The sequence below is a fragment of the Flagellimonas sp. HMM57 genome, assembly GCF_021390175.1.
In the GTDB taxonomy this organism is placed as follows: domain Bacteria; phylum Bacteroidota; class Bacteroidia; order Flavobacteriales; family Flavobacteriaceae; genus Flagellimonas.
In genome coordinates this window covers 3,095,251-3,107,492 of the sequence record NZ_CP090004.1, presented here as the reverse complement: position 1 = coordinate 3,107,492, position 12,242 = coordinate 3,095,251, and the positions used below count along the sequence as shown (strand labels likewise).

General features: G+C 34.9%; 13 protein-coding genes. All 13 read right to left on the bottom strand.

The annotated features are described in order from the left end of the window. Positions 1 to 2: 2 nt before the first annotated feature. Positions 3 to 416: a hypothetical protein gene (locus tag LV716_RS13830; RefSeq protein ID WP_163418377.1), complete on the bottom strand. Its 414-nt coding sequence runs from the start codon at positions 414 to 416 to the stop codon at positions 3 to 5. 330 nt (positions 417 to 746) lie between these two features. Then, positions 747 to 1,187, bottom strand: coding sequence for a hypothetical protein (locus LV716_RS13825; protein WP_163418376.1), 441 nt, complete (start codon positions 1,185 to 1,187; stop codon positions 747 to 749). A 17-nt stretch (positions 1,188 to 1,204) separates the two neighbouring features. Then, positions 1,205 to 1,810 (bottom strand): DUF695 domain-containing protein, encoded by a 606-nt coding sequence (locus LV716_RS13820; protein ID WP_233759139.1) that lies wholly within the window; start codon positions 1,808 to 1,810, stop codon positions 1,205 to 1,207. Beyond that, positions 1,798 to 2,205: a hypothetical protein gene (locus LV716_RS13815; RefSeq protein WP_163418375.1), complete on the bottom strand. Its 408-nt coding sequence runs from the start codon at positions 2,203 to 2,205 to the stop codon at positions 1,798 to 1,800. The genes LV716_RS13820 and LV716_RS13815 overlap by 13 nt, the downstream gene beginning before the upstream one ends. An 18-nt stretch (positions 2,206 to 2,223) precedes the next feature. Continuing rightward, positions 2,224 to 2,457: a hypothetical protein gene (locus LV716_RS13810; protein WP_163418374.1), complete on the bottom strand. Its 234-nt coding sequence runs from the start codon at positions 2,455 to 2,457 to the stop codon at positions 2,224 to 2,226. Between the two features lie 673 nt (positions 2,458 to 3,130). Next, a complete protein-coding gene (locus tag LV716_RS13805; RefSeq protein WP_163418373.1) occupies positions 3,131 to 3,520 on the bottom strand; it encodes a hypothetical protein in 390 nt (129 codons plus the stop codon). A 23-nt stretch (positions 3,521 to 3,543) separates the two neighbouring features. After that, complete coding sequence (locus tag LV716_RS13800) at positions 3,544 to 4,224, bottom strand: hypothetical protein (RefSeq protein WP_163418372.1); 681 nt, start codon at positions 4,222 to 4,224, stop codon at positions 3,544 to 3,546. 74 nt (positions 4,225 to 4,298) lie between these two features. Beyond that, positions 4,299 to 5,030 (bottom strand): hypothetical protein, encoded by a 732-nt coding sequence (locus tag LV716_RS13795; protein WP_163418371.1) that lies wholly within the window; start codon positions 5,028 to 5,030, stop codon positions 4,299 to 4,301. Beyond that, positions 5,027 to 6,622 carry an RNA-directed DNA polymerase gene (locus tag LV716_RS13790; protein WP_205600129.1) on the bottom strand — a complete coding sequence of 532 codons (1,596 nt, stop codon included), beginning with the start codon at positions 6,620 to 6,622 and terminating at the stop codon, positions 5,027 to 5,029. The genes LV716_RS13795 and LV716_RS13790 overlap by 4 nt, the downstream gene beginning before the upstream one ends. A gap of 200 nt (positions 6,623 to 6,822) precedes the next feature. Continuing rightward, entirely contained in the window at positions 6,823 to 7,488 is a 666-nt protein-coding gene (locus LV716_RS13785; RefSeq protein WP_163418370.1) for a recombinase family protein, read from the bottom strand. A 291-nt stretch (positions 7,489 to 7,779) separates the two neighbouring features. Further along, positions 7,780 to 8,343 (bottom strand): BfmA/BtgA family mobilization protein, encoded by a 564-nt coding sequence (locus tag LV716_RS13780; protein ID WP_163418369.1) that lies wholly within the window; start codon positions 8,341 to 8,343, stop codon positions 7,780 to 7,782. Between the two features lie 478 nt (positions 8,344 to 8,821). Continuing rightward, positions 8,822 to 11,176, bottom strand: a complete 2,355-nt coding sequence (locus LV716_RS13775) for a TonB-dependent receptor (protein ID WP_163418367.1) — start codon at positions 11,174 to 11,176, stop codon at positions 8,822 to 8,824. A gap of 6 nt (positions 11,177 to 11,182) precedes the next feature. Continuing rightward, positions 11,183 to 12,136: a DUF4249 domain-containing protein gene (locus LV716_RS13770; protein ID WP_163418366.1), complete on the bottom strand. Its 954-nt coding sequence runs from the start codon at positions 12,134 to 12,136 to the stop codon at positions 11,183 to 11,185. Positions 12,137 to 12,242 lie beyond the last annotated feature (106 nt).

The window sequence follows — 12,242 nt, the reverse complement described above, 5'->3', positions numbered from 1 at the left end:
TTTTATTGAACTTTTGTTAGGTCTCGAAATCTAAATACTTGACTTATGGCAAGTACGCCAATGAAATAATACCAGTAAAGATAATCTTCTGTCATGGCCCAGATTGCAAATGGAATAGAAACAATAATAAACTCGATCATCAATAACCTTTTGATTTCGGTATATCGTAATTTCTTTTTTGAAAATGCGAGTTCAAAAACTAACATGAAAATTAATGTCGGTGGCCATATTATAATACCATAGGTAAAAAAGGAAAAAATTGAACCTAAAATACCAATTCCCAACACTTGACTTATACTATCAACCTCGCTGTCAAAGTCGGATATTTCCCCAATCAAACCAAGTACAACTATTCCCAACAAAAGAGATATCCATGTTATCCATAGTGTTTTAGGAAGTTTAAAATTTAGACTCAAGCTACAATCGTTTATTTGAACTTATTTAGTTTTTAGGAAAAAAATTAACCAGAATAAGGACCAAATCAAACCCAATATATTGATAATTGTTAGCCAGATACCTTTTCTACTAAACCTAATTTCTACAATAGCAGGAAGCAACAATAAGTTGATAGAAAGTGTTATTGGCAAGGCTATTAATCCAATTCCCATGGACCCTCCGGCGTCTTTAATTATTACAAAAGTGCACCACAGGAAGTAGATATTTAGAAAAACAACAAGTGCGGCAGGTATTTGCTTAAAGCTTCTTATCATAAAGCTGTCATTAAAGACTCATGGTTTTATCGAACTTTATCTATCGTATATACTATCTAATTCATGTAAGAAATCAATATAGTCCCAGCTATCCTTTATGTTTGAAAAGTTAAGCCTAATCATGGTATCTAGTTCTCTCCTTCTTAATCTCATATCCAAGGTTTTCTTCTCTTTAGTAACCGAGTCACCTATCTTTAAGAACTTAAATAGTTCTGCCCACTCATAGTCAAACCTTACCTCTCTTGTTTCATATTGATTTACAAGAACAACTTTTTTATATCCATGTTGCTCCCAGTCAACAAGCTTTTTTGATATAACCCCACTAAAACTATCATTGTAATATGTGTTTGCAACCCTTATGAAAAAATCATCATTAAGCCCTATGGCGTTATTGACCTTTTTTTTCATTAAGTAAAATCCAAAAATCCATCCGACTAAAACCAGAACCACTATTGCTAAAATCTTTGAACTCTTCACAATCGTTTTTTTGAACTTTATTTCTGTTTAAAATCTTTGAGTATCCTCTTGAAATCGGTCCACTCCTTATCCTCATAAAAGTTTATTTCAATAGGAAAAACATCATGATTTTCTAAAGCACCGTTGAGCATTTTCATAAATTCGTCTTGCTTAGTGGTATAATAAACCAGTTCTTTTAAACTATTTCCCGTTCTACTGTAAACGTGAGTAAAAATGTCTGAATTACTCATCGAACTTTCTAAAGCTCCCTCAAGTACAATCATTCTTTCGTTAACGCTTTTAGTAGGCATTCCGTTTCTCTCACCTCCATCATATTTCCATGAGACCACCGTAAGGAATGGAAATTTGCTTACGATTGAATCATTTGGGGGCTCATTCACAAATTTCATAATTACTGGAAGACCATCTTCGTAATATCTGCCAATTATTCCTTTTGGCTCTTCTGTCGAATTTTTTTCTTGAGCTCTACCTTTTCCTAATCCAAAAAATGAAAACATAAATATCAAAATTAAAAGTCGAGTCATTTCACTAATCGTCTTTTGCGAAGGGAATCGTTTATTTAAACTTTGATTAAGGTTAGCTATATATTTAGCCATTGTTGTGGATAGTTTTATTTCAAACATATCCGTCCTATTTTTTTCACGGATTTACCGTTAGCTAGAGTTAAGACTGCTGTATAGTACATACATCTGTCATTCAGTGGAGTTTGTGTGACAACAATTCCATTATTATCATTGACAAGCTTTTGTGATTTGTTTAGTTCATGCTTGCTTTCGTCAAATTTTAATCTATATGTGCATTCATCAATCCATTCTAGATTAGAATAAGCGCCATTTTCTTTATCTCTAAGACCCGAATACTCTACCTGGACATTTCCTTTTCTTTCCATTAGAACAGAATCCTTGTCGGAATATATCATATAAAAGGCCCCTGTTTTAACTTTTTCACATGTTAGATAAGGACCGCATGAACTTACCATTATGGCTAATAAAATAAACAAGGATAATTTTATTCTCATCTATTGTTTATTTGAACTTTATTCTTTGTTTACAACTAGTTTTAACCTTCTTAATGCGTCAACTGCATTCTCAAGTTGGGTCAATTTTCGATCCCCAATTATTTCTAGATTCAGAGGCAGGTAAGTCAATTTGATTTGCGAAAATTGTCTTGGGTCAAGTATCTCTAAATTTGAATCAAGGATATATTCTGTTTTGATATTGGATTCTCCAAAGTACTTCATCAATCTATTGTATTCATCTTCAATCTCCATAAATAAGAATCCTTTATTTGAACTTTTTGATATATAATTTAATACTTGAACATACTAATGCCTTTCTGGAATAAAAATTCTGGATCTTATTATCATAAAACACGATCCAGCAAAAATGAGGGTAAAACAGATTCTTGGCATTTGACCTATATCTATTTGCCAATGTATCATAACATTCAATAATCCAAATCCCAAAGCAAAAAGTATAAATATTCCATTTAAAATCTTGTTTGCAGGTATGAGTCTATTGAGCAATTGAATGTAATCAAATGTAATAAAACCAATAAGTCCTGCTCCTAAGATTGTTATAAGAACTATCCAGAAATTCGATAATCTTTCGAATAATATGAATAGAAAACTTAGTAGATAATAGAATGCCAATAGGGAAATCAGGCTTAATAAATAGAGTAAAGTTTTTTTAATTATCTTCATTCTTTATTTGAACTTTATCTGTTTCTTAATATCTTTTCTAAGATAAAACAGATTATTGTCATTGGGAGAAAAATTAAGACCGATCTGTTAATATCCTCAATCGTTCTCGTTTCTCCATAATCCTTTAAAAAGTAGTTAATCAATATCAGGATATCTACCACTATTAAAATCACCAAAAAGAAAACCACAACTTTATATATCCATGATTTGATATTCAAAACAAATCGTTAAATTGAACTTTTTAGTATATAGTTCTTGTGTTACCGCTTTTCAAAATCCATTGTTCGACAACCCCATAGGCTTCAAATAAAACTTTGGTAAGATTGGAATCTCTACCTGTTCTTTTCCATTTTTTATTCTTTTTCCCACTCTTATTATTGGATACCCAAACTTTCAAACGTCTCCATTTGAGAGTTTCAATCCAAATTTGATAATCGTTTCCAGCATCATCCACTACCTTCATCGAACGTACCTTATCATCTTTATATTCATATTGTGGATGAAGCCCAACCTTTTTTGACCAATCCTCAACAACTCGATTTATTTTGGAATGCCTTCTTTTCTTAGAATTGGAACCAAGCCAGAATAAATCCAAGACTGAAATTAGAATTTCGGCAATACCTTCGAGCATATACTTTATCCTTTTTTTGAACTTTACTGTTTATAGATATGTTTGGCCAAGATTGAATTCATATTTGTAAAATACTTCTTAATTAAATCTATGAAGGATGTTAGGAATGAAATCTTTTCAATATAAATTTCATGATTAACTAGATTCACTCCAGGCTTGTTTTCTATAAATCTTTCCAAATCAGCATCTATTTTTTTAAGCTTACCTTTATTATGAGCTATTGCATTTCGAAGAATCTGATGTTTTCTGATTTGAGCCCATTCTGTATTTAAAGGTTCAAGGTCAACACCTACTACCTTGACTAAATAGTTGCGACATAGTTCAATATAATTTCCTCCAGCCAAATCTTTTACGTGAAGAGAACTACCAATCTTTTTTCCAACAAGTACACATAGCTCTTCAAAGTGAGATTCAAACAAAGAGTAAATTACCAGAAAAATAGAGTTATTTAATAGCTCAGGAAATTTCTCATGATTTAACACTTCATTTTCGTAAATATCAAAAGCATCCGGAACATCTGGATTATCTGCATGCTCTTTTTCCCATTTCTTAAATTTTAGCTTAATCTCTTCTCCTTTCCTCCTTATCATTACTTCAGATTCCTCTAGATAAGAAATTATAGGGTCAAACTTGAAATCCAACATAACTTCATCAGCATGAAAAAGCCATAATTTAGAATCCCCCATCCTATTTATTCTCGCCATTTTTTTGAATTTTTAGTTGCTTTGAGAGACTAGACTATGACTTTTCATAGGACACATTGTTGTCCACAGTTTTATTAGAACTTGCTGTCAACTTCTATGTCTCTCATCAGTCCATTCAGTAGGTTTTCCAAAGTTTCGTTTGGTGTTTTTCCTCCAGTTAAGTTGTAAATCAAGCTCTTCACGTTAAACTTGCAAAATGTCCCTTTTCTCGGATTGTATAAGCCAGCATATTTCCAATTTTTGCCATCCTCAACTTGTTTTAGAGCTAAGTAAATAAAAAGTTGTTTTAAATCGCTCGACTTAAAATTTCGATTAACAGTTTTGATTTCGTACAATGTGTCGTCAATTGATACATCTGCAGTTAAATCTGGAATAAAACTGTATCCCTTTAATTTAGGTTTAAATTCAACTTTATCTTTTTTTAATAGCTGTATGAACTCTAAAGTGTTAGAACATATATTTCGAATTTCGTTCAATTCGGATTTTTCAATTTTCAAATCACTTTTTGAATAGTTACCTGAAGTCCAAATCGATTCTGCGGTTTCTGAAACTATTTTTTTAAACCTTTTCGCATCATCAATTATCTCGTCTATCGTTTTGTCCCCAACTGTAGCAATTTCACACAGATTAAAGGCTGTTTCAGCTACAATATCATATCTAACATTTTCGCTATTTGGTATAGAATCTTTATTGATAGTTTTTATTTGAGCTTCATTAAAAACTCTCATAAAACTTGGTGTCATAAGAGGAAAATTCTGTTTCCAAATCGCACTAAATTTTTCTGATATGTCTCTCTCACTAATCATACGAGTATTGGTCTATTTGAAGTTTTTCTGTCTGAGCACCAATCTCTTATCAGTAATTCCTCCTTGCTGAATAAGCTTTTATTATTTCTTCTCCAATGTGAACCTTCGTCTCCTAAACAGTAGGAAGCATAAATAAACGCTCTTCGTTCCCAAGTAGTTAATGTGGTGAATTGATTCTTAATATCTACTAGCCAGTAATGACTTTCCCAATTAGTCATTGCAACAATTATCTGTCTTTTTAGAAAATGATTGGTCTCTGTTTCAAATAGTTTGACAAATAATTCTTCTTTTTGATGTGAATGCCGTATTGATAGAATTTGAATCAGATAATTTAAATTCAATTCAATTTTTGTTAGATAATTCTCTGTCGCAAACAATTCTAAAAGTGAACCGTCAACAATATCTTTTCCTTCTTCTGATAATTCATCATAGACACTTCTTACTGAACGCATTATTGTTGTAAAAACCGGTGATAACGTAGTCAGATTGTCTTGGTCTAAAAGAATTTTTACTGCTTGGACTTGATTCTCTTTTGTTAATGCCTTAATAGAATTAATGGCCTGTTTTGTTACTGTTTGGTCAATTTTAGTTTTGTTAACCTCTCTTGAAAGAATTCCAATTATATCAATTTCTCGAACAGCATCTTTCAATGATTCATAGTCCTCAACAGCAGTTGTGGAATAAGGGTCAAAACGTATAGAAATACTAAGTAATTTCTGCTCTTCCTCTGAAATTTCATCATCTACTGGTTTAGGGTCAAGAAACTGGTGTATCTCTTGATATTCCGTTGATGACATTATTTTTGTTTTGCCTTTTTGTAAACCAAGTTGGTCATTGGCTAATTTTTCAGATAGCAGAATCAATATCTTGTATGCCTCAGATTCTGAGTCACAAAAAATTGTGTAATCATCTGCATATCTACAGAATTTAATTCCTCTCGATTTCAAATGAAAATCTGTATGATTTAATGCTAGTTCAGCGAGTATCCTTGAGGCAGGTCCGCCAACTGGAAGTCCATATGAGATAGTGCCAGAAAAAACACTTAATAGTTTAAGAATTTTTTTTGGTATATCTGTACTCGGGTCGACACGCCTTAGTTCATTTTCTAATTTATGATGATTAACTCTTGGATAAAAATTTGATATATCTGTTTGTAATACAAAATCAGAAGATTTTGAATACTCTATACACTGCTTTTTATAGCTTATCCAAGTTGTGTCCTTAAATAAGGAACCTTTTGAGTTATCCCATTCATAGCGATATGAAAATACTTTTTTCTCTTCTTCTTTAATTCTTGTTGTTTCAATTTTTTCGGCTAGGGAAATTACTAATCCAAGAAAGTAGCCATTCCAAAAAGGCTCAATCATTGTAGCTTGTCGAAATCCATAATAGCCAACAGGACTTAGCTTGACTAAAGTTAATGGTGGTGATTCACTAATTGCATTATCTAAATTCGAGTGAATTGCTTCGAGAATATCTAAAACCTCTGTATTTTTTTCCTCAAACAAATACCTTTCAAAGGGAAATGGAAAAATGTCAGTATCTCCGTGTTTAATAATATTCAGAAGTGCTTTTTTAAAATGTTCTCTCATATTTGATTATTGTTAAAACACGGCTTTCTTAAATTGTGAGTAACTTGTTATATCGCTAATAAATGTTTCATATTCCGAGTACGTTTACAGAAAACAAGACATTTTAGTTGTTTTTATTCCTTCAGGCGAGGATTAGAAACTGATTCTGATTTACACCAGAGTATATAAATTTAACATAATAAGTATTACAAGTAAAGTAATTATTGTAGGGCTTTATGTTTTTCACAAAAAGCTTTGGAAAGATCCTGCTTTTTATCCCAAAACAACTTACCACACTCCTTACAGGTTCTCCGACCTTGATGAGCCAAATACTTATATAGAGTACGTTTGGAACCAATTTCTAAAAGCTTCATTATTTCCTCTATGCTCAACTTATTATCCCGGTAATATTTTTCGGCCAGTATAGCCTTATGTAAGGCCTTTTTGCTAAGACCAGGTTGGCGACCCAAACGAACTCCTCTTCGTCTTGAGCTTTCGAGACCGGCCCGTGTTCTCTCTATAATGATATCACGCTCCAATTGGGCTATGGATGCGAACAGGTTAAACACAAATCGACCATGCGGGGAAGAAGTGTCGATAAAGTTTTCCTGAATACTTTTGAAGTGAACACCTCGTTTCTCAAAATCTTCAATGAGCTTTACCAAGTGGGATAGACTACGTGCAATCCGATCCATCTTCCAGACCACGACCGTGTCACCCTCCCTTAATTTGGATAGCATTTCATCAAGACCTTTCCGCTCACTTTTTACTCCTGATGAGACATCGGCGTAGATATTTTTTGTTTTGACACCCTCTTTCAAAAAGGCATCTACCTGTAAATCGTGTTTTTGGGATTTTGTGCTCACCCTTGCATAGCCAAACTTCATTTTGTTGCATTTAGACGTATACAATGTAAACTATTAAAGTGTACGGTTAAAGTAAACTTGATGGAAGTAATGAACAAGTTTAGAAATCATAGTTTACAAAAACGGTCTTTTCATTAAATGGTTCATAAAATATTGTAGATTATTTTAGCATACTTGATTGCGTGAAATTTGATAATGATTATTTTCGTTTTCAATATCCCTCGTTTTCCTTTTCAAGATACTTGACAAAATCTTCAAGGCTTCCTTTAAAATTTCTCCTTGGTGTTGTTTGGTAATGGCGATGTACATAACTCAACTATTTTTTATGGTTCTCCTATATTTTTCTATTGCTTTAATGGGAAGCTCCAGCTTTAGGTAGTCCTTTCTGAAACTGTTCTTAACGATTTTCACATGTTCGAGCACATAGTCAAAATCCTTTTTGAGTATTTCCATTTTGTCCTCCAGTCTATCGTATAGGATTTTGGGAACTGTGGTCTCTTCCATCCACTGTTCCTCCTCATGCCCATTTTCAATTTTCTTTTCTATAAAATCAAAACCGTCCTCAAAATCACTGTTATTTTCTTGTGCTTTGGAATTCTCCTCAAATAGGGATTGCAACATGGCAACTGTAGGCAGGGTTTGATTCTTTTCAATATCCTTGATAATGGCTATGATGGCGTTGGTGCGTTTTCGGTTCTTTATGATTTCCTCTACCATACTCTTCCCGAAACTGTCTGAGGGCAAAAAACCGTGCCACTCAAAAAAGTGCATCACCATATCCAAAGTTTTAGAATAGCTATTGGACACTTTTTTTGAAAAGCTCTTAAATCTTATTAATGTTTTCTTTTTTATTCGTACCGTTTTAAAATCATCCATTTTAAGTTCTATTATACATTACATTGTGACAATATTTTTTATTGTTTATGGAGCTCCTAAAAGGTTTTGTGACAATTTGTTTTATCGTCTCAAAACTTATAGAAACCCAAACCACCCATAAACAGGGGCTTTACGGAGTAAATGAAAAACGTAACGCTGCGCCAGCACGTTACCCTCTTGCTTCTCCATTTTTCTCGTTGGTCAAAATTCCGAGCCACCTGACTAAAAAGTCAGATGCCTTTTTAAGGAATTTACATGCTACCCTATTCTATATATTGATGTATACGGTCATCAGGAAAGTCAAATCAAAAAAAGTAGATAACCGTACTTAAAAAAACGCTGTAGTTAGCTTTATAAATGTAGTCCATAAATGATTGAAACAAAAACGGTATTTGTTCTCAAATGGTCTTTTTTGATACCAAAAAAAATTATTCTTGAAAAAACTAAAAATCAAAACACCAGATTTTGAGGTGAAGATTTAAAATCTAAAACCATAACTGATAGAAGGTAAAATAGGAAATAGGCTCTGTTGGCTCAAAAAGGTTCGCTCACTTAATTCGTTTCCAGTTTGGTCATATTGCTCCTCGGCATCAACAAAATAATAATAGGGGTTTTGACGGGCATATAGATTATAAATGCTGATATTCAATGTACGCTCGCCCCATTTTTTCTTTTTGCGAAAATTGATACCCACATCGAGACGATGGTAGGCGCGCATCCTATTTGCATTACGCTCCCCGTAGATGAAAACTTCCGATGTACCCCCCTCTTGGTTTGAGTCGTCGATAATATCGTATTTGCCGATTGGCAATGTAAATGCCGCTCCCGTACCATATACCCAACTGGCAGAGATATCGATATTCTTCTTCCATTGGTGGGCGATCACCACACTGGCGTCATGCCTTCTGTCGTATCTGTAGGGAAACTCCCTGCCATTGTTGATATTGTCGAATTGACGGTTTGTTTTCGACCATGTATAGCCAATCCATCCTGTTGTTCTGCCCTGCTTCTTTTGAAGTAAAAGTTCGATTCCATAGGATGTTCCTTGGCCACCACTTTCCACCAATTCTTCCCAGTTGTTGGTGGTTCCCAAAAAACTGGCCCCTTCCTTATATTCAATAAGGTTCTCCATGTTCTTATAGTAGCCTTCAACGCTAGCTTCGTAAAGGCCATCCTTCAAAGACCTGGTAATGCCCAATGACCACTGGTCGGATAATTGTGGGGCAATGTTATCGGTAGCGGGCACCCATAGATCGGTCGGTAACCCCACGCCCGAATTGGTCAATAAATGTACGTTTTGTTGCATTCTTGAATAGGCCCCTTTTATGGCCATATCGTCCGATACAAGATAAGATGCCAATACCCTTGGCTCATATGATATATAATCTTCACCGCTGACATGGTACACAGCACCTCGGAACCCAAGGTTGGTGCTGACTTTTTCTCCAAGTCGCAATTCACTTTCAACATAAGCCGAGTTTTCCCAAGCGAAAATATCTTCATTGCCAATGGTGCTGTCCAGTGTACTTTGTCCGTTTTGGTTCTGTCTGTTAGTAGTCGCTCCAGGTCTGAAATTATGGTATATACAGTTGGCCCCAAATTTAAATTTGACATTGGGGTTCAGGAAATAATCGAAATCCAGCTTCCCGCCAAGATCATAAATGCCCGACAAAAATTCACGTGACGAACTGAACGATTCTCCATTGTTGGTAAAATTACCCTCTACCTCGGTCAAAAAACGATAGCGGGTATGGTATAAGGTCATATTGCCAAAAAGTTTTTGACCAAAAAGATGGTTCCACCTTAATGCTACCAGATTATTGCCCCATTGCAAGGTATTTTTAAATCCGTTCTCACCCTTCTTTTTGATAATACTACGGTCGTCCCCGAAATAGGCACTCAGAAACAGACGATCTTTTTCAGAAAATTTGTGGTTCAATTTGATATTAAGATCATAAAACGTATAACCCAATGAAACCCCGTTAAAGGCCGAACGGCTGATAGGTCTTGTCAAAAGGTCGTACAACATACGGCGGGCAGATATCATGAAAGAAGTCGTGTCCTCTTTTATGGGGCCTTCCACTGCTACTTTCGCCGCAACCATGCCCAACATTCCGTTACCCTCAAATTTCTTCATATTGCCGTCCTTCATACGTATATCCAAGATAGAAGACAACCGACCGCCGTAACGTGCGGGAAATCCTCCCTTGGTCAATGAAACGTTATTGATGGCGTCAATATTGAACGTGGACACAAACCCGCCAAGATGGTTCACATAATAGAGGGGTACATCATCCAGTAATACCAGATTCTGGTCGGGACTTCCTCCTCGCACATAAAGGCCGCTTGAACCTTCGTTGCCCGATTGTACACCGGGCATTAGCTGCAACGCTTTGAGCACATCTACTTCACCGCCCAATGCGGGCAAGACCTCGATCTGTTCAATGGGAATGCTTAGCACTCCTATTTCATTTCTTTTTTCTATCGGGATTTCCTTGCTCCCTGTCAACTCCACTTCGTCCAACAAATAATTTTCCGATAATAACGGGAAATTGATATTCTGATTTTCGGTGGGGTAAACGATTTCATTTATAGCTGCATAACCCAGATAAGAAATTCTTAAAGTTGTCGATTGTGATTGCGGAATACTTAGGCTATAGAAACCGTAGTTATTACTTATGGCTCCCTTCTTGGAAGTAACATCATAGATATTGGCGCCAATAAGACGTTCGCCCGTTTCAGTATCAAAGATATACCCGCTTAATGTAACACTTTGGCTTTGAGTATTATAAAATGAAAATATGGAGAATGCTAAGAAAACAATTTTGCTCATTAATTATTATTCATTAAATATTGTATCTGTCACCTGACTGTAACCTGCAAAAATTCCATAACCGTTTTTAATGTTTGTAAACATTTGTATTGGCTCGCCAGTGCCGTCCCAAATGTCACTTTCTTGGTTCTCTAAGTGAGCGGTCAATGATTTTCTATGGTTATAATAATTTTCGGAGATACCTCTTAAAACAACTACCAAATCGTAATTATTGAAATCACCGTCCGATTCGGAGAACAAAATCTTTGGCCTATAATTGACTTTCATCGTATAGGTCTGCCCATCAAATAATTTATCGCTGAAAACCGGATTCGTAAAGGAAAAGAAACCGAGCTGCCCTTCGTTTACAAGAACTAAATCATTTATTTCAAAATCATAGATGACCGGTACGGAGGCTGTACCGAATATACTGTTCGCAACATCAATCGTCGTTGAATCACGGTAATTCTGTTTTATAATCAATTCGTAATAATTGACTTCATTGGGCCTATCCGATATGGTAATCGTGGCCTGTGACCAAACATCTCCTTCGGAACCTGTATATAATGAATCAATAAAACCAGTATTTAGCATTTCAGGTAACAGCGGTATTTTGTCCATTGCCTCTATATCCTCCAAACCAGAAATGGCTACTCGCAGTCGGTAATCTTTTGCCATTGTTGCCCTTATATCAGATACAAATGATCCGTTTTCAAAAATCAAGGTATCGGCAATAGTACCGTTTTGATATAATTGGACTTCGGCGTTGGAAATCGGCTCAACTTGCCTATTGTCAAAAATACCTTGGGTTTTAGTGAGGGAAACGATAAAAACAGAATCTGGCAAAAACACCGAATTTACTACGGTGACTTTCCTCGATTGGGGTATATCGACAGAAATTTCTTTTGTACAACCGATTAATAGAGAGAATACCACCAATAAAAGAGCTTTTTCCCATAGATTGTTAATTTGACAGATCATCTATTTTATAGTAATGAATATGCTTAATCAATTATATGCTTATTTATCCGTTTTATAATTACTTAGTAATCAAGAAGAAGAAACGGAAAAGGTTTATCTTTTCCGT

What these genes read in the sequence shown, in the direction of transcription:
- LV716_RS13820 (WP_233759139.1), bottom strand. Translation starts at nt 1,810, where the DNA reads ATGTTTGAAATAAAACTATCCACAACAATGGCTAAATATATAGCTAAC.
- LV716_RS13815 (WP_163418375.1), bottom strand. Translation starts at nt 2,205, where the DNA reads ATGAGAATAAAATTATCCTTGTTTATTTTATTAGCCATAATGGTAAGT.
- LV716_RS13810 (WP_163418374.1), bottom strand. Translation starts at nt 2,457, where the DNA reads ATGGAGATTGAAGATGAATACAATAGATTGATGAAGTACTTTGGAGAA.
- LV716_RS13805 (WP_163418373.1), bottom strand. Translation starts at nt 3,520, where the DNA reads ATGCTCGAAGGTATTGCCGAAATTCTAATTTCAGTCTTGGATTTATTC.
- LV716_RS13800 (WP_163418372.1), bottom strand. Translation starts at nt 4,224, where the DNA reads ATGGCGAGAATAAATAGGATGGGGGATTCTAAATTATGGCTTTTTCAT.
- LV716_RS13795 (WP_163418371.1), bottom strand. Translation starts at nt 5,030, where the DNA reads ATGATTAGTGAGAGAGACATATCAGAAAAATTTAGTGCGATTTGGAAA.
- LV716_RS13790 (WP_205600129.1), bottom strand. Translation starts at nt 6,622, where the DNA reads ATGAGAGAACATTTTAAAAAAGCACTTCTGAATATTATTAAACACGGA.
- LV716_RS13785 (WP_163418370.1), bottom strand. Translation starts at nt 7,488, where the DNA reads ATGAAGTTTGGCTATGCAAGGGTGAGCACAAAATCCCAAAAACACGAT.
- LV716_RS13780 (WP_163418369.1), bottom strand. Translation starts at nt 8,343, where the DNA reads ATGGATGATTTTAAAACGGTACGAATAAAAAAGAAAACATTAATAAGA.
- LV716_RS13775 (WP_163418367.1), bottom strand. Translation starts at nt 11,176, where the DNA reads ATGAGCAAAATTGTTTTCTTAGCATTCTCCATATTTTCATTTTATAAT.
- LV716_RS13770 (WP_163418366.1), bottom strand. Translation starts at nt 12,136, where the DNA reads ATGATCTGTCAAATTAACAATCTATGGGAAAAAGCTCTTTTATTGGTG.